The 17,910-nt window shown below is 45.1% G+C and carries 13 protein-coding genes and 2 pseudogenes; 7 read left to right on the forward strand and 8 right to left on the reverse strand.

Annotated features, from left to right (window positions below):
• Positions 1–164: 164 nt before the first annotated feature.
• The 4 genes from C8322_RS11785 to C8322_RS11800 form a co-directional block, all read right to left on the reverse strand.
• Positions 165–1,484 (reverse strand): MFS transporter, encoded by a 1,320-nt coding sequence (locus C8322_RS11785; protein ID WP_004810196.1) that lies wholly within the window; start codon positions 1,482–1,484, stop codon positions 165–167.
• A 125-nt stretch (positions 1,485–1,609) separates the two neighbouring features.
• Positions 1,610–2,254 (reverse strand): trimeric intracellular cation channel family protein, encoded by a 645-nt coding sequence (locus tag C8322_RS11790; RefSeq protein WP_004810198.1) that lies wholly within the window; start codon positions 2,252–2,254, stop codon positions 1,610–1,612.
• A gap of 61 nt (positions 2,255–2,315) precedes the next feature.
• Complete coding sequence (locus C8322_RS11795; RefSeq protein WP_004810200.1) at positions 2,316–2,792, reverse strand: YchJ family protein; 477 nt, start codon at positions 2,790–2,792, stop codon at positions 2,316–2,318.
• Positions 2,793–2,866: 74 nt separating this feature from the next.
• Positions 2,867–4,447 (reverse strand): TerC family protein, encoded by a 1,581-nt coding sequence (locus C8322_RS11800; protein WP_004810201.1) that lies wholly within the window; start codon positions 4,445–4,447, stop codon positions 2,867–2,869.
• Between the two features lie 320 nt (positions 4,448–4,767).
• Here C8322_RS11800 and C8322_RS11805 point away from each other — a divergent pair, with 320 nt between their 5' ends.
• Positions 4,768–5,385, forward strand: a complete 618-nt coding sequence (locus C8322_RS11805) for a TIGR00730 family Rossman fold protein (RefSeq protein ID WP_004810202.1) — start codon at positions 4,768–4,770, stop codon at positions 5,383–5,385.
• Positions 5,386–5,442: 57 nt separating this feature from the next.
• Here the strand turns inward: C8322_RS11805 and C8322_RS11810 are convergent, their stop codons facing one another.
• Complete coding sequence (locus C8322_RS11810; protein ID WP_004810207.1) at positions 5,443–6,417, reverse strand: hypothetical protein; 975 nt, start codon at positions 6,415–6,417, stop codon at positions 5,443–5,445.
• Positions 6,418–6,727: 310 nt separating this feature from the next.
• On the opposite strand from C8322_RS11810, the pseudogene mdtD reads away from it, so the two are divergent.
• The 6 genes and pseudogenes from mdtD (at position 6,728) to C8322_RS11840 (ending at position 12,982) form a co-directional block, all read left to right on the forward strand.
• A pseudogene (gene mdtD / locus C8322_RS11815) lies at positions 6,728–8,133 on the forward strand (multidrug transporter subunit MdtD).
• A gap of 62 nt (positions 8,134–8,195) precedes the next feature.
• On the forward strand, positions 8,196–8,969 hold the full coding sequence (locus tag C8322_RS11820; RefSeq protein WP_008304959.1) for a GH25 family lysozyme: 774 nt from the start codon (positions 8,196–8,198) through the stop codon (positions 8,967–8,969).
• A gap of 43 nt (positions 8,970–9,012) precedes the next feature.
• Positions 9,013–10,030: pseudogene (locus C8322_RS11825) on the forward strand (MBL fold metallo-hydrolase).
• Between the two features lie 18 nt (positions 10,031–10,048).
• Positions 10,049–11,104: a DNA polymerase IV gene (gene dinB, locus C8322_RS11830; RefSeq protein WP_008304963.1), complete on the forward strand. Its 1,056-nt coding sequence runs from the start codon at positions 10,049–10,051 to the stop codon at positions 11,102–11,104.
• 221 nt (positions 11,105–11,325) lie between these two features.
• Positions 11,326–12,621 (forward strand): shikimate transporter, encoded by a 1,296-nt coding sequence (gene shiA / locus C8322_RS11835; protein ID WP_008304964.1) that lies wholly within the window; start codon positions 11,326–11,328, stop codon positions 12,619–12,621.
• Positions 12,622–12,625: 4 nt separating this feature from the next.
• Positions 12,626–12,982, forward strand: coding sequence for a RidA family protein (locus C8322_RS11840; RefSeq protein ID WP_108675617.1), 357 nt, complete (start codon positions 12,626–12,628; stop codon positions 12,980–12,982).
• 67 nt (positions 12,983–13,049) lie between these two features.
• Here C8322_RS11840 and C8322_RS11845 read toward each other — a convergent pair whose 3' ends face one another.
• The 3 genes from C8322_RS11845 to C8322_RS11855 form a co-directional block, all read right to left on the reverse strand.
• A complete protein-coding gene (locus C8322_RS11845) occupies positions 13,050–13,598 on the reverse strand; it encodes a DUF2726 domain-containing protein (RefSeq protein WP_004810225.1) in 549 nt (182 codons plus the stop codon).
• Positions 13,599–14,001: 403 nt separating this feature from the next.
• Complete coding sequence (locus tag C8322_RS11850; RefSeq protein ID WP_008304965.1) at positions 14,002–16,398, reverse strand: YgiQ family radical SAM protein; 2,397 nt, start codon at positions 16,396–16,398, stop codon at positions 14,002–14,004.
• A 143-nt stretch (positions 16,399–16,541) separates the two neighbouring features.
• Positions 16,542–17,756 carry an MFS transporter gene (locus C8322_RS11855; protein WP_111810656.1) on the reverse strand — a complete coding sequence of 405 codons (1,215 nt, stop codon included), beginning with the start codon at positions 17,754–17,756 and terminating at the stop codon, positions 16,542–16,544.
• Between the last annotated feature and the right edge of the window lie 154 nt (positions 17,757–17,910).

Here is a 17,910-nt window from a genome sequence, read left to right on the forward strand (position 1 = left end):
ACAACCTATAATCCTAAAAATGTCGTTTTTGTATCAATGTTTCTTATGCTAAGTCGCACTGCCTGACTGCACAAGAGCAGTACAGTACACAGTGCGACAAATCGTGTCTTATGGCGTAAAAATATCCACTTTAAACGCCCTAAGCAACTAAAAAATCCCCACCTTTATTGACTCAAGGATTCTAAAGTCCGACCTTTGGTTTCTTCACCCAGTACCAAGATCACCACAGCTACAGCAATTAGAACCACGGTAAACATGGTAAAGACATAGCTGAAGCCGCTCGGCATGACCATCAGATGGGTCACTGCAAATGGCGCAACAATACCACCAATCCGGCCGATTGCCCCTGCCCAGCCCGAACCAAAAGCACGGATATTGGTTGGGTACTGTTCTGGCGTATAGGTATAGAGCACACCCCAAGCACCGAGGTTAAAGAAGGACATCAGACAACCCCAGATCACGATTTCGGTAACACTGCCGGACTGACCAAAGAAATAGGCAGATACGGCACACATGCCAATAAAGCCGGCCAGTGTTACCTTACGTCCAAGTTTTTCTACCAGCCATGCTGCAACCAGATAGCCTGGCAACTGCGCCAGAATCATGATCAGTACATATTCAAAAGACTGGACAATGGTATAGCCTTCCTTCACTAACAGACTTGGCAACCAGGTAAAAATACCATAGTAAGAGAAGATGATGCCGAACCAGATCAACCACAGCATTAAGGTACGGCGGGCAAATATGCCTGACCAGAGCTGAGCAAAAGAAATCGTCTGTTTTTCGGCCACAGGTTGAACCTGGAAGATTTCCAGTACCTCTACCCCACATTTGGCTTCAATCTTTTTCACCAAGGCATGCGCTTCATCGATACGGCCACGGTTGATCAGGAAGGGAATCGATTCCGGAACGAACTTCCAGATCACAATTGCATACAGTGCAGGAATACCACCGATTAAAAAGGCGGTATGCCAGTCAAATTTCGGAATCACAAAATAAGAAATCAAGGCTGCACAGAGCCAGCCCAATCCCCAGAAACTTTCCAGTAAAACAATAAAACGGCCACGCACCTGCGCCGGAATATATTCACTGACCAGCGTTACCGCAACCGGTAACTGGCCACCCAACCCCAGGCCGACAATAAAGCGGAAGACCAGTAGCCAGGTCAGGTTCGGTGCAAAGGCACAAGCCGCGGTTGCCAGGCTATAGATCACCAGTGTTAAAGCGAATATAGTTTTGCGGCCATAACGGTCTGCCAGACCGCCAGAACAGATTGCCCCAATTGCCATCCCGATAAAACCGATTGAAACTACCCAGCTTTTCTGGTCAGGGGTCATCTGCCAGTCTTCTGCCATTTTAGCCAGAATGAAGGAAATCAGTCCGGTGTCCATGGCATCGAACATCCAGCCTAAACCAATCACGACCAGCAACATATAGTGAAATCTGCCTACAGGTAAGCGCTGAATCCGGGAAACTAGGTCCATAAGTAAATCTCTGATATGTGATTCGGGAGAAACTGCACGGAAAGCAGAAGCATTCATCCTATTTTTATACTACGATTGAATGCAGAAACGAGGCTATTTTGCCTCGCTCATCTGAAAATCGTGTTTTATGATTCATCCTTAGATGATGCGGATTGTTCATCATCATCTTTATAGATAAATTTCGGCATTTCCAGGCCAAAGTAAATGGCGATCAGGCGCAGGGTAAAACCGAAGATCAAGGTAGAAATGATGGTCAGCTCAAGCGACAGACCTGCGTGGCTACACAGCCAGTAGAAGATTACCGCAACGAAGGAAATACTGGCATACAGTTCACGACGGAACACCAGCGGCACATCATTACACAGAATGTCACGCAGAATACCGCCGGAGACACCCGTCAGGACACCAGCTACGGCGCTGACCACAAAGCCATGTCCCATTTCTAATGCGATCTGGCAACCGATGATGGTAAAACCGATGAGTCCCAAGGCATCTAGTACCAGGAAGATGTTACGTAAATGACGCATCCATTTGGCAATCAGAATGGTGACAAAAGCCGCACAGCAGGTCAGCACCAGATATTCAGGATGCTTGACCCAGGTTAGTGGATAGTGACCAAGCAGCACATCGCGAACCGAACCACCTCCCAGTGCCGTAACACAGGCAATGATCACGACCCCAAACCAGTCCATGCTGCGCCGTCCAGCGGATAAAGCACCGGTCATCGCTTCTGCGGTAATGGCAATAATATAGATTACGGTCAACAACATCGCCCTGCTTCCACCTGAGGCTTTGAGATGGCGGCTATTCTAAGGCAAATCTATGTGAAAGTTACAAAAATTGCGCACAACATAGCTTAAATTTTTTCCCTGAACCGCAAATGCAGGCTTGCTTCATTGTAAATTGTTGATCTGTGGTCAGATCGAGAAAATACCAGCAGCCTTTTACTTTGACGAAATGGGACGCTTCATGATGAATTTGTGCCTGTGTGCCATCATGAAAATGTGCCTTGAACTCGACCATTGCATGACATTTATCTAGTTTTTCATTGGTTTGCACGATTTCCAGTTTCAGCCATTGATTGGTCCTGCTCCACTCGGCAATTGCAGCCATATCTAAAAACCTTTGCTGTCCCAATGCGGTCGTCTGCTGGATATAGTTAATTTCCTGTTTGGCAAAGGCACTATAACGTGAACGCATCAACTGTTCGGCTGTCTGTGCAATTCGCTTGCCTTGATGCAGTGGCTGACAACAGCTTTCATAAATGCCCAGTCCACATGGACATGCTACTGAGAGGGTAAGTTCCAAAAATGAATTCCAAAAAAAATAGCCCGACGATGCGGGCTATTTTAGCAAAATTCAGCGCATACCTGAGGCAGAACTCAATTCTTGTTTTGTTCTTGCGGAATAATATGGACTTTTTCGATCTTATGACCATCCATTGTCACGACTTCAAAGATATGACCATCGGCTTCGAACTTCTCACCATTTTCAGGCAGACGGCCAAGGTGGAATAAAATATAGCCCGACAGCGTCGAATATTCTTCTGATTCATCCACCAGATCACGGCCAATCAGCAAGGATACATGACGGATATCGGTTGAACCTTCCAGCAACAGGCTACCGTCATGCAGACTTTCAGCGGCGGTTTCCATTTCATCTTCATCCGGGAATTCACCGGCAATGGCTTCAAGCACATCAATCGGTGTTGCAATCCCTTCGATCGAACCATACTCGTTCAGCACAATCGCCATTTGTAGCGGCGCCTGACGCAACTGGTCCATCACCATCAGTACCTGAGCATTTTCATGCACAATTACCGGTTCACGTAGATGTTTTTCGAAATCAAGTACACCTGTTTCGATATATTCGTTTAGCACTTTATGGGTCAGTACTACACCAGCAATATTGTCCAGCTCACCACGTGCCACGATCAGACGTGAATGACTCATCTGCAACAGATGGGCCTTAATGATAGCTTCATCTTCATCCAGATCAATCCATTCCAGTTCAGGACGCGGGGTCATCACCGACTTCACCGGACGTTCAGACAGGCCGAGTACGCCCTGCACCATCACACTGTGATAAACGCCATTTTCATCATCATTAAACACTTCGTCAGCAAAGGCACGCGTTGCCAGTACATCTACCGGCTCAGAAGCAGCATTATCCTGAGCAGGTTTACCACCGAGCATACGCATCACGGCTGAAGCAGTGCGATAACGCAGATCTGTAGTTGTCACCATTTTTTCCTGATTGCGTTTCATGGTCTGGTTAATAAATTCGACAATGACCGAAAAACCAATCGCTGCGTACAGGTAGCCTTTTGGAATATGGAAGCCGAAACCTTCAACCACCAGCGAGAAACCGATCATCATCAGGAAGCCGAGACAAAGGATGACCACAGTAGGATGACGATTCACAAAATCCATCAAGGCCTTGGAAGCCCATAGCATGATGCCGACAGCGATAATCACTGCAATCATCATTACCGACAGGTCTTTGACCATACCCACAGCAGTAATCACACTGTCGAGTGAGAACACGGCATCCAGCACCACGATCTGAACGATCACCATCCAGAACACGGCATGCACCGGATTTTCTTCTTTGACCACTGGCTTGGCTTCAAGGCGCTCATGTAATTCCATGGTGCCCTTAAATAACAGGAATACCCCACCAAACAGCAGAATCAGGTCACGTCCGGAAAATGGATGATCAAAAATATAGAAGAACGGTTCAGTCAGCGTGACTACCCAGGCAATAGAGGCCAGCAGGATCAGACGCATGACCAGGGCCAGGGTCAAACCTACAATTCGGGCGGTATTACGTTGTTCTGGCGGCAGTTTTTCAGCAAGAATTGCAATAAAGACCAGGTTATCGATGCCCAGAACAATTTCCAGCACAATCAGAGTTAGCAGGCCAATCCAGGCAGAAGGATCTGACATCCATTCGAAAATCATTGCATTCTCTCCTGTAGATCAGTGGAAAGATATGCAATGCTGCTGCGTAGCGCGGAACTATGTCCAATTTTATTTAAACACTTGATATGGTGACGTTTTATCTGGTTAAAGCGCCAACTTCGACTACCCATGTGATTTCTATTGTAGTAAGACAGATTTTCAGTATAGCAAGTTCAAAATGAAATTCACCAGTTTTCATGCTTTGGTTTAAGCTTCCTGACTCTTGACTTCAAGATTGGCAAGAATGATGCATAGAATTGTCATATTTTTAATATATGTTGTAGTAACAAAATTAAAAAATGATAAGGTGAAAGAGAGACATGACTAGCGTAATTAAAATGACTGAACATAAAAACAAATCTCCCCGCACTACCCGCCCGCTCGTTGCCCTATATTGTGGTTCACGTGCTGGCAATAATCCTATTTATCAGGAAAAAGCTATTCAGCTTGTACAGAGTCTGGCACAGCAAGGTTTTGGTCTGGTCTACGGCGGTGCCAGCATCGGCCTGATGGGTCAGGTCGCTGATGCCATGATTGAACATGGCGGTGAAGCTGTAGGTGTGATTCCCGAGTTTATGCTGGATTATGAAATCGCGCATAGCAAGCTGACTGAACTGCATATTGTGCGGTCCATGCATGAACGCAAAGCGTTAATGGCAGAACGTGCCTGTGCCTTCGTTGCTCTGCCAGGTGGACTAGGTACCTTTGAGGAAATTCTGGAAATTGCGACCTGGGGACAGTTGAACCAGCACCAGAAACCAATGATGCTATACAACGTGAATAACTTTTATGATCCACTCATTGCCCAGCTGGATCATGCCGTGAATGAAGGCTTCCTGCCACCCCAGCATCGTGCCAAACTAATTGTCTGCGAACATTCTGCACATATCTTTAATGCCCTGAAAAATCTGGATAGTCCAAAACAGTTTGCAATTTAAATGCTGATCTAAAAAATAAAAAAGCGAGCCGAAGCTCGCTTTTTTATTTTTTAACTCTTAAGAAGCCAAGTTAGTCACCAGGTTATAGAACCAAGGTAGTGTCGTCGCCAAAATCACAGACATTGCTAAACCAAACATTAACTTCATTGCATCTTTGCTGACGTTCCGTGAAGTACGGTGTTTGCTCACACCATTGACGATCATCGAGATCGCAAACTCACGACCGGCCAATAGACCCAAGAACACCCATGTGGTACTCATTGGAATGTTGCTCCACTCTTTGAAGATCAACAAAATAATGGCATAGATAAAGTCAACAATGGTTGCTGCACGAACATCAGTTACATCGGTTTTGGTATCGACGATCTTCTGGATTGCACCACCACGTTGGTACAGAATCACACCCAGCAAGACCACGAATACCGCAATCGCAAACATCAGGAATTCAAATGGAACCTGACGTGGCACATACACAAAGATATTGGCTAAGTCCTGGATCAACCATTGGCTCCATAAGAAACCGGTTGATAACCATTGTAAGATCATCCATTTGGTCGAATGCTCTTGGTCTTTGGTTTGGTTAAAATAAACCGTCATTTTGTTGGCAACAAAACGGTAAATCACCAAAGCTGAGATGAAGGCTACAGCATAACCCATCATCGATTTCACCATCATCGAACCTAAGCTCGCTGGAGAGAAAATGGTGAGCACCAAGAATGTAGTACTGACTGGAATACCATATTTGGTTAATAACAAGAGTAGAATTGGCGGTACAATATACAGCCAAGTAATCCCACCCTCAGGGAATGGAATTGTTTCGAGACGGCCATAAGAGGCATCTCCTACCCCTGATGCATACCAGCCATAGACCAAAACCACCACAAGGATGACGCTGATATAAATCCACAGCAGCCACCAAGGTCGATGTGAATTTGATGAGATAAAGGTTCCCAATGTCTGAGGCACATCATTGCCGACAATGGAGTAGGCTGCTAGACAGAAGCCGATAACCATCAAGATTTCGATAGACATAAAACATACCTGCTGAGGGAGATCAGCATTACTGTAAGATGTGGCCAAGATTATGACGTTTTTATTGCAGTTTCATGACAGAAACGTCATATATTCTTGTAACACTAGCCAGTTTCAAGACATTTATTACTTTTCAGCAAGCAGTTGCTATTTCTGCAAAATCCTACTTAGACAACTGATATTAATCAGTTTTCATGGTTCTATTTCATGTCATGAATACCAGAATAAGACACTGATTTAGTACAACGGATGGGGGGAATTGATTTAAACTGAGCTCACATTCAAAATTATATGACTTTCTAAATATCACATGAATGCCACGCCCACCCATCAAGCACTGCAACCCGAATTTAGACTGCTGGTCTTATTGGTATCGATCGGCTTTTTCATGCAAGGTCTGGACACCACGATTATCAATACTGCCCTGCCTGCGATTGCTCTTAGCCTGCAGGAAGATCCGTTGCGGATGCATAGTGTGGTGGTGGCTTATGTGCTTTCGGTTGCAGTCTGTATTCCCTTGAGTGGCTGGCTGGCAGACCGTTTTGGTGTACGTAATACCTATTTTAGTGCCATCATTATTTTTACGCTTGCATCAATAGGTTGTGCTGTCTCAAACAGCCTGAATGAACTCCTGCTCTATCGGGTTCTGCAAGGCATTGGTGGTGCTTTGCTGCTACCAGTCGGCCGTCTGGCAATGCTGAAGATTATTCCACGCACCCAGTTTCTGGCTGCAATGAGCCTGATGAGTCTGGCCGGCCTGATTGGTCCCCTGATTGGCCCGACGCTAGGTGGCTGGATGGTCGAATACCTGTCCTGGCAATGGGTATTTCTGATTAACCTGCCGATTGGCCTGCTTGGCACCCTGATTACCTTCAAAGCCATGCCGAATGTTACTGAACCGGATGTGGCGAAGTTTGACTATGCTGGTTTTGTTATGCTGGTTTTGTTATGCTGGTGGTGGCGATGGTCGGGCTATGTCTGGGCATTGAGAACTTTGCCAATCCGCAATATCCATTGTGGTGGAGTCTCAGCTTAGTTGCAGCTGGGTTCCTGTTTTCGCTGATCTATGCCTATCATTCACATACCCATAGCAATGCCCTGTTCCGCAGTAAGCTGTTTAAAAACCGGATTTATTCTATTGGGATTCTGGGCAATTTCTTTGCCCGTCTTGGTGGTAACTCCATTCCTTTCCTGTTACCACTAATGTTGCAGGTCGCGTTTGGTTTTGAACCCTTTATTACCGGTTTGCTGATGATTCCAACTGTATTAGGTTCATTGGCTTCCAAACCCATTATTCGCAAGATCATTCAGCACTTTGGCTATCGCCAGGTTTTACTGGTAAATACTTTACTGGTGGGGCTATGTATTGCCAGCTTTGCCCTGACTACGGCGGATACACCGATCTGGCTACGTGCGATTCATTTCTTTATTTTTGGTATCTTGAACTCACTGCAGTTTGTTTCCATGAATACTTTAACCTTAAAAGACTTAAGTCAGCAGGATGCCAGTAGTGGCAACAGTTTTCTGTCCATGATCATGATGCTATCGATGAGTATTGGGGTCGCACTGGCAGGTACGCTGGTAAATATGTTTAGTGCCTACTTTGGCGCTGAGCAGCTGGATAATGCATTCCATCTCGCCCTGATCTGTCTGGGCTGTTTGAATATCATTGCCGCCTATATTTTCTGGCATATTCCCAAGAATACGCCAGTATGATCATCATCCCGATACAAGACAAATCGGTATAAGCTAGATAGAGTCAAATTTTGAAGAACTTGATGAAAAAGCCAGACAAGCATTATCCACCTCTTTGGGCAACAATCATGAGTGTCATTCTGCTGCTTGCTGTGGTCGGTGCAATCTGGTGGCTATTGCTGAAACCGCTACCTGCCAACGCTTCCGAATATGACATTCATGGTTTTGATGTTTCGCATCATCAAAAAGAGATTAACTGGCAGCAGATTCCCAAAGATAAATACCGCTTTGTTTATTTAAAATCAACCGAAGGCGGTGACTTTAAGGACAGCAAATTTCAGGAAAACTGGTTTAAGGCTCGCGAACAGGGTTTGCTGGTCGGTGCCTATCATTTTTATCGTCTCTGTCGGGAGGGTAAGATTCAAGCGCAAAACTTTATCGAAAGCGTACCGAATAAAGCGGATGCCTTACCTCCGGTAATCGATCTTGAATATGACAGTAACTGTATTAATACCTATTCCAAGGAACAGTTACTCAAAGAAATCCAGGTCATGCATGACCTGCTCAAACAGCACTACGGCAAGCAGCCGATGTTCTATACCTCGAAAGCTTTCTATAATATTGTGCTGGCAGGACATTTTACTGACGTACCGCTCTGGATACGTGAATACAAGGGTCTGCCTGAGCTCAAAGATAATCCGAAATGGCATTTCTGGCAACATACCAGTCAGGGTCAGATCAAAGGTATTGCAACGACTGTAGACCTGAATGTGTTTTATGGTTCGGAAAAGGACTGGCTGAATTTTTTAAAACAGAATGGTATTAAGACTGCACCTGCACAAAAATCGGCAAAATAATTCTACAATTGCAATGTAATCAAAAATAAAAGGATAAATAGCTGTGAAGCTTGGAAAAATTATCGTGACTACCATTCTGATAGTGGTAGTCATACTGGGGGGAATAAGCACTTATTTACGCCAACCTTCAGGTTAGCTGCGTGACTTTGACGCGTGGCAAGCCAAATCCAATATATCCGCAGAAGGCTTAAATGTCCGTTTCTTTGGGGTGTCAACCTTGCTGTTTGATAATGGTCAGGAACAGATTTTAATTGATGGCTTCTTTAGCCGTCCCAGTCTTTGGCATGTTCTCAGTTCTAAGGTTTCCAGCGATTCTAGGTTACTTCAGAAGATTATTCAGGAGGAACAGCTGGATCGGACACAGGCGATTTTAGTGACCCATAGCCATTATGATCATGCTCTGGATATTCCTGAACTGGCTGCCCTGTTACCTCAACCCCAGATCATCGGATCGAATAGCAGCCTGAATATTGCACGCAGTCATCCAGAGGTAAAAGCCTCCCAGCTACGGCGTGCTGTATCAGGGCAATCGCTCCGATCGGGACAGTTTAAAGTCACTCCACTTGCTTCCGCACATACGCCTCCAACACCCGTAAATGATGATCTCGGTGAAGAAATTACAGCACCACTGAAACTGCCTGCCAAGTTTTTCCGAATTTAAAGAAGGCGGCAGTTTTGACTATCTGATTGAACATGACAGACAACGAATTCTGGTTAAAGCGAGCACAGGGTTTATTCCGGGACAGTTCAAGAATGTTCAGGCCGATATTTTATTTTTAGGCATAGCCCAGCTATCGCGACAGCCTGAGGATTATCAGAAATCTTATCTGCAACAAACACTGGCAACGGTAAAACCCAAGATTGTCATTCCAATTCACTGGGATGATTTCTTTCAGCCGCTAGATCAACCCTTACAATTTTTGCCACGCTTTGCCGATAATGCTCCCGAGAGTATGCGAATTCTGATCAAAGCGGCTGAAGCGCAACAGATTCAGGTTGTGCTACTGAGTAATAGTCAACCCTATAATCTTTTGAAATCAGCATCTTTCCAAGTGCCTTAAAGCCTTTTAAGATGGCATATGCGTAAAATTATCCATATCGATATGGACGCTTTCTACGCCTCGGTAGAACTGCGTGAACGTCCGGAACTAAAACATTTGCCTGTGGTGATCGCTTCGCATCATCCACGGGCTGTGGTTGCGGCTGCCTCCTATCCAGCCCGGGAATTTGGTGTGCATTCTGCCATGCCAATGAGTCAGGCACGCAAACGTTGTTCGCAGCTGATTGTGATTGAACCGGATTTTCAGAAATACCGTGAGGTTTCCTCACAGATCCATCAGATTTTTCAAAAATATACAGCAGTTATTGAACCACTTTCACTGGATGAAGCCTATCTGGATGTGACTGATAATCTGCTGCAAATCCCCAGTGCAACAGAAGTTGCGATGCGTATCCGTGAAGACATTTTTCAGCTGACTAGACTCACCGCTTCTGCGGGTGTTGCACCAAATAAATTCCTGGCCAAAGTTGCTTCAGACTGGCACAAACCAAATGGCATTTGTGTGATCAAGCCTTCACAGGTACAGGCCTTTATTCAGGATTTACCACTTAAAAAAATCCCCGGGGTCGGTAAGGTTACGCAGGAAAAATTGAAAAGTCTCAATCTGGAAACGCTGGGTGATTTGCAACAGATGGATGAAGCCGTCCTGATTCAGCATTTTGGCAAATACGGCAAGCGGCTACATCTCTATGCGCAAGGCATCGATGAACGCCCGGTCGAAACCGAACGTGAACGCCAGCAGATTTCCAAGGAAACCACCTTTGGTGATGACCTGCTACTTAGCCAGTGCAGCCCTTACTGGGATCAACTGATCCAGCAGGTCTGGAACAGTCTGGAAAAGAAACAGCTGACTGCACGTGGCATTACCGTGAAACTCAGGCTAAAAAATTTCCAGATCATGCAACATAGCCGCAGCTTCCGTTCCGTACTTAAAAATCCGCTAGAGCTACATCAGGCGTTACAGTTCTTGCTACAGGATATGCATCTGGATCCAGCCCTGCAATTTCGCCTGATTGGTGTCGGGGTGTATCAGCTGTCACCTCGCCAGCAAGAAGCACAACTGTCCCTGCTTTAAAGTAAACTGAGCAAGAAGTAGTCACTAGTTTAAAAAGCCAACAACTTTATTTTTACCATTGTATGTTTTTAGAGTAATCTATCCGCGCAATGCATTATCCATGTATATGCTGAGATGCTGAAAATCACCTTTACTTTCAGCATGCTGTCCTGTGATTGGCGTGACGATCAAATCCGAATATTACAGGGCAACTCTGTTGTCCCCATGGAATCCTATCCTGCATGTCTTCTGCAAATTCAATTTCTTTTCAAGAACAACGCGCGCGAAAAGCAGCGCTTTCCAGTTTTATTGGTGCTGTTGTCGACTGGTACGATTTTCTTCTTTACGGGATTGTCGCAGCCCTGATTTTTAAAGATCAATTTTTCCCAAGTATTGGCAACAATATGGGCACATTAGCCGCCTTGGCAACCTTTGGTGTCGGCTTTCTGTTCCGTCCACTCGGTGGTGTAGTGTTTGGTCACTTCGGTGACAAACTCGGCCGTAAAAAAATGCTGGTACTCACTGTCATCCTCATGGGGATTTCTACTGTCGGGATTGGCCTGTTGCCGAATTTCGAAGCCATTGGCTGGTGGGCGCCTGTACTGCTGGTGACCTTACGTGCCATTCAAGGTTTTGCCGTCGGTGGTGAATGGGGTGGCGCTGCCCTGATGGCGGTTGAAAATGCGCCGAAAGGCAAAAAAGCCTTTTACAGTAGTGGCGTTCAAGTCGGCTATGGCGTCGGTTTAGTTCTCGCTACGGGTGCTGTATCACTAATCATTGCGACTCTAGGTGAAGAGGCATTTTCGGACTGGGCATGGCGTATTCCGTTTATTGCCAGTATTGTGCTGATCGGCATTGCCATGTGGATTCGGCGTGATCAGGAGGAGTCACAAGAATTTGTCGAAAAAGTGGTTAAAGCCAAGCAACATCCAACCAAACTGCCAATTTTTCAGGCGATCAGCAAGCATCCTAAAGCATTCCTGTACATTATTGCCCTGCGTATGACCGAGCTGCTCACCATGTATCTGGTGACCAATTTTGCACTGAATTATTCCACCAATAATCTGGGCATGGACAAGCAATTCTTCCTGAATATCACCCTGATGGTCGGTGCGATTAGTTGTGTCAGTATCCCGTTCTTTGCCTGGATCTCAGACAAAATTAACCATAAAACCGTGTGTGTTTGGGGCGGTTTAATCGGTGCCTTGTCGGCTTTCCCGTTCTTTATGGCGCTGGATGCTCAAAATACCTGGATGATTATTGTTGGCTCAATTCTACTGGCCAATATCGCGCATGACATGGTAGTCAGTGTGCATCAACCCATCTTTACCTCACTGTTTGGTACCGAGTATCGTTACAGTGGCGCCGGTGTAGGTTATCAGGTGGCAAGTATTATTGGTGGTGGTTTTACCCCAATGATTGCGGCTTCCTTAGTGATTTGGGGTGATGGTTCATGGCATTATGTAGCTATCTATCTTGCTGTGGGCTGTCTACTGACTGCATTGGTTGCTGCCCTGATGCCAAAAATTCAGGATTAAACTCATGACTATTCAACGTTTGCACGTGTCTCAACGCTTCTCTGAAATCGCGATTTCAGGCAATCTCGTTCATCTGGCAGGTCAACTGGCCAGTGATTTTGATCTGGATATTAAAGGTCAGACACGGCAAACTTTGGACATTATTGACCAGTTTCTCGCAGATGCGGGAACAGATAAGAGCCACATCATGTCAGTCACTATTTATCTCAAAGATATTGAGCGTGACTATGCAGCTTTTAATGAAGTGTGGGACGCATGGGTAGCTGATATTCAGGCCCTGCCGCGTACCTGTGTAGAAGCCAAGTTGTATGATCCAAGGGTATTGGTCGAACTGACCGTCGTCGCAGTAAAACCGGAATAATGCCGATAGAACTTGTCTTCCAATAAAAAAGCATGCGATCTGCATGCTTTTATTTGTGCCAGATATATTAACCCACTGTCTTCACCTTAGGGCGACCCAGAGCGGAGTACAGTGGAAACTTCTTTAGTGCAGTCAGGTTATTCGGGTTGACTAAACTGTCCTCCTCACCCTGTTCATTCAGGAAGTCACGGCGCAGCTGATAATATTCCGGAATATCTTCATAACGGATTACCCGATAGCCTGCCATAGTCAGCAAGGCATCCTGATACTGGGATTGTTGTGGGCGTTTTAAAATCATCGGATCGTCCACGGCCACGATGGCAACAACCAGATGATCCTGATCTAGAACCACAAAGTCCGCGACCAGATTGCGATATTTGTTACGGGTACGAAAAAATTTGGTGGTCAACAGCGCATCATAGGAGACATGGGCCAGAATGATGTTCTCTGGCAGAATTTCCTTTAGACGGGTATAAGTCAACTGTTGATTCAGGTTAAAAATGGCGCGCTGCTTCAACACACTGTCTTGCTGCTTGCCGCTATTCTGTACTCTCTTATATGCCATCAGGATGGTGCATAAGAGCAGAAAACTGCCAATTATGATATAGGTGGTCATGCGTTAGTCCTTTCTGCATTCTTATAATCGTTTTTGTTTTATTGTCGTCAGTATAGATCGATTTTCATCCGAAAATCACGGTACAACCAATTTGCTTAGATACTGCAACATCCGGTATCAAAACTTATATAAGGACATTACATTTCGGGAGATTAAAAAATTCCGTGTACTGGAAATGTAATGTGTTCCTTACTCACTCTCACTCTCACTCTAAATCAGCCACTCAAATTTAAGCAAGAGCATTTTCCTCTTTTTGTCTTACAATTCCGATAAAGTGTAATTTTTAAACAGTTTTTTCTAATGAATATCTTAGTTTAATTATTTTTTAATTGAGATTTGACTTCTTTTAATAAAAAATCAGTAGAAAAATAAAAAAGACACCGAAGTGTCTTTTTTAAGTGATTTAGGCACGACTTTTTGGTTTGGTTTTGCCTTTAGCTTTAGAACCGCCAAAAGGCTTTTTCGCATCACCGGTTTCACGTGGTGGTAAACCGGTATGCTGGGTCAGGATCTGCCCTTTCTTCGGACGATTGTTCTGTCCTTGGCTTTGACCTTGTCCACGATTGCCTGCCTGACCGGTACGTTTCTGTGAATCGCCTGCAACAGTCGAGTTCTTCTTACGTGCTGACTGATACTGACCATCCACACCTGCAGGCTGATAAGTCGGAATCAGATGCTGTTTCGAATTACCAATCAGGTCCTGACGGCCCATTTCGCGCAAGGCATCACGCAGTAAAGGCCAGTTGTTTGGATCATGGTAACGCAAGAAAGCTTTGTGCAGACGACGACGCTTCTCACCTTTCACAATGTCGACATTTTCAGTGTAACGCGCCACTTTCGCCAGCGGGTTTTTACCGGTGTAGTACATGGTGGTTGCAGTCGCCATTGGTGACGGATAGAAGGTCTGTACCTGATCAGCACGGAAACCATTCTTCTTCAGCCAGATCGCCAGGTTCATCATGTCATAATCCGTGGTGCCTGGATGCGCTGCAATAAAGTAAGGAATTAAATACTGTTCCTTGCCTGCTTCCTTACTATAACGATCAAACATTTGCTTGAAACGGTCATAGGTACCAATGCCCGGCTTCATCATTTTATTCAGTGGGCCTTTCTCAGTATGCTCAGGCGCAATCTTGAGGTAACCACCGACATGATGCGTCACGAGTTCTTTCACATATTCAGGGTTTAAAACCGCAAGGTCATAACGTAAACCTGAACCGATCAGAATCTTTTTAATACCTGGTAATGCACGTGCTTTACGGTATAACTGCGTCAGTGGCGCATGGTCGGTATGTAAGTTTTGACATACTCCTGGGAACACACACGAAGGCTTACGACAGTTCTTTTCGATCTCAGGATCTTTACAGGCCAAACGGTACATGTTGGCTGTTGGGCCACCCAAATCCGAAATGATGCCAGTAAAGCCTGGTGCAGTATCACGAATTTTTTCCACTTCACGCAGAATCGATTCTTCCGAACGGTTCTGAATAATACGACCTTCATGTTCCGTAATCGAACAGAAGGTACAACCACCGAAACAGCCACGCATGATGTTCACAGAGAATTTGATCATGTCAAAGGCTGGGAAACGTGCATTACCGTATGATGGATGTGGTAGACGTGCATAAGGCAGGTCAAACACGTAGTCCATCTCTTCCGTAGTTAACGGAATTGGCGGTGGATTTAACCATACGTCACGTTCACCATGCTTTTGTACTAATGCACGGGCATTCCCTGGATTGGTTTCCAGATGCAAAATACGGTTGGCATGTGCATAGAGCACCGGATCATTCACCACTTCTTCAAAAGCAGGCAAACGAATCACAGCCAATTCACGCGGTGGTAATTTATGTTTAATCGCTTTCGATGCCGGTTGTAACTGCACGATTTGTGTATTTTCATCCAAATTGTCGCCTTCACGTACAATCGGATTAGCTACATGTTCTTTTTGGAAACCTTGGTACTGGCTCGAGTCCTTCCCTTGTTCAATCTCACAACCTTCAATATCTTCAGTCATGACATAAGGGTTAATAATTGGATCAACACGGCCAATTGCATCGACATCATTGGAGGCAATTTCAACAAACTGAGCTTTAGAAGCACGGTTATGCTTATTGACGATAAATGCCGTACCACGTACATCGGTGATGTCAGAAATTTTTTCGCCCTTGGCCAAACGGTGCATCACTTCAGTAATCGAGCGTTCGCCATTACCGTACATCAACAAATCGGCTTTTGAATCCATCAAGACTGAACGACGAACTTTATCTGACCAGTAATCGTAATGCGCAATCCGGCGCAATGATGCTTCAATACCACCCAGTAATACCGGCACATCAGGATAAGCTTCACGTACACGTTGGCAATATACGGTTGCCGCCCGGTCTGGGCGTTTGTTTGGCTGATTGTCTGGTGAATAGGCATCATCTGAACGAATCTTGCGATCTGCCGTATAACGGTTGATCATCGAGTCCATGTTACCTGCTGTCACACCCCATGCAATGTTTGGTTTACCCAATACACGGAAGGCTTCAACATTGGTCCAGTCTGGCTGCGCAATAATCCCGACACGGAAACCTTGCGCTTCTAGGGTACGGCCAATAATGCCTGAACAGAATGAAGGATGATCAATATAGGCATCGCCACAGACTAAAATAAAGTCACAACTGTCCCAGCCGAGTTGATCCATCTCCTCGCGTGACATCGGCAAAAATGGCGCAGGTTCAAAACATGACGCCCAATATTTGTCGTAATCAAACAACGCTGTAGGCGCTGTCTGCATGGTATAAGCAGTAGACATGGCTAGCAATTCTCGGCTGGCAGATGGAAGATCAAAAAATAGATCAAAGATGAAAGCCGAGCATTTTAGCATGAATTCGGCTGAGGTTGCTTGATTATAATTTATACAATATAGACTTTAAGACCTTAATCAGGAATATATGCTTATTCTGTTTCTAGCCTGCTTATTTGAGATTTTAACTTTTGAGCTACCAATAAACCAATTACCAAAATAATACCGATGAATAAACTGAGGCCGAACCATCCGGTATTTTCCCAGACCAGACCACTCGAGCTGCCAAGCACACTAGACCCAAGATAGTAGCAGAATAAATAGAGTGATGATCCTACAGCACGATACTGTAAAGATTGCACAGACACCCAACTACTGGCCGTGGAATGTGCAGCAAAAAATGCAAAGGTAAAAATGAGCAGACCAATAAAGATCAGCACCAAGCTGTTGACTAGCATCAACACTAGTCCTAGCAACATACTGGCAAGCATGGCCACCAATACTTGGAAATGTCCAAATTTCTGGCTCCATGCCGCCGCACGAGGTGAGCTATAGATTCCTGCCAGATAGGTGACCGAAATTACCCCAATCCAGACATGCGACAGCTCAAAAGGTGCCTGAATCAGGCGATAGCTGAGACAATTAAAGACTGAAACAAAACAGCCCATCAGGATGAAACCTTGTAAGAACAAGATTCGCAGCTTGGGATCACTAAGATTATGCTGAAATGCAGTAATGAAGCGGCTCAATTTAATAGGATAAGCTTGAAAATTCCTGGATTTAGGCAATAAGAAATAGAAGGTTGTCGCAATACAGAGGTTAATTAGTCCAATGATTAAAGTCGCTGACTGCCAGGAAATAAAGTCTACCAATACTCCTGCAAGCAAACGGCCACTCATACCGCCAATCGCAGTTCCAGAAATATAGAGTCCCATGGCAAAACCAACATCTTTCGCGGCAACTTCTTCCCCAATATAGGTCATCGCCACTGCGGCCACGCCACTTACGGTTAAACCTATTAACACCCGGGTCGCCAGAAACACTGACCAGACTGGCAATACAGCACTCAGCAACAACAATACTGCAACCGAAAATAAAGACCAGACCATAATCGGCTTACGGCCAAAACGGTCAGAAATGAGTCCAGTAAAAATCAGGCCAACAGCTAATGCAATGGTAGAAAATGAAAGTGGAAAACTGCTTTGCGTAGGAGAGATATGAAAATAGTCTGCCAGAATCGGCATCATCGGCTGTACACAATACAATGATGAAAAAATTGCAAATCCAGCCAGAAACAAGGAAAACAAAACCGCTTTAAAGGCAGATGACCCATATTCAATATGGCTTGAAGATAAATTTGGGGACATATCCGCTCCTTAGACCGGTTCAGTATACGCCTCTCAAGTTTATTTTTATGTGATGTTTCAGTCGAAAGGGCACATAAATAACATTTATTTGATTAAATCCTTCCCATAAAAAAACACCCCCTGTCATTTGACAGGGGGTGTTTAGAATAATGAG

Origin of the sequence: Acinetobacter sp. SM1B, from assembly GCF_003289665.1 — a bacterium.
In the GTDB taxonomy this organism is placed as follows: Bacteria; Pseudomonadota; Gammaproteobacteria; order Pseudomonadales; family Moraxellaceae; genus Acinetobacter; species Acinetobacter schindleri.

Coding starts and splice junctions, on each gene's coding strand:
- shiA (WP_008304964.1), top strand. CDS start 11,326: ATGTCTTCTGCAAATTCAATTTCTTTTCAAGAACAACGCGCGCGAAAA.
- C8322_RS11855 (WP_111810656.1), bottom strand. CDS start 17,756: ATGTCCCCAAATTTATCTTCAAGCCATATTGAATATGGGTCATCTGCC.
- C8322_RS11850 (WP_008304965.1), bottom strand. CDS start 16,398: ATGTCTACTGCTTATACCATGCAGACAGCGCCTACAGCGTTGTTTGAT.
- C8322_RS11790 (WP_004810198.1), bottom strand. CDS start 2,254: ATGTTGTTGACCGTAATCTATATTATTGCCATTACCGCAGAAGCGATG.
- C8322_RS11820 (WP_008304959.1), top strand. CDS start 8,196: ATGAAAAAGCCAGACAAGCATTATCCACCTCTTTGGGCAACAATCATG.
- C8322_RS11800 (WP_004810201.1), bottom strand. CDS start 4,447: ATGATTTTCGAATGGATGTCAGATCCTTCTGCCTGGATTGGCCTGCTA.
- dinB (WP_008304963.1), top strand. CDS start 10,049: ATGCGTAAAATTATCCATATCGATATGGACGCTTTCTACGCCTCGGTA.
- C8322_RS11845 (WP_004810225.1), bottom strand. CDS start 13,598: ATGACCACCTATATCATAATTGGCAGTTTTCTGCTCTTATGCACCATC.
- C8322_RS11840 (WP_108675617.1), top strand. CDS start 12,626: ATGACTATTCAACGTTTGCACGTGTCTCAACGCTTCTCTGAAATCGCG.
- C8322_RS11810 (WP_004810207.1), bottom strand. CDS start 6,417: ATGTCTATCGAAATCTTGATGGTTATCGGCTTCTGTCTAGCAGCCTAC.
- C8322_RS11785 (WP_004810196.1), bottom strand. CDS start 1,484: ATGGACCTAGTTTCCCGGATTCAGCGCTTACCTGTAGGCAGATTTCAC.
- C8322_RS11805 (WP_004810202.1), top strand. CDS start 4,768: ATGACTAGCGTAATTAAAATGACTGAACATAAAAACAAATCTCCCCGC.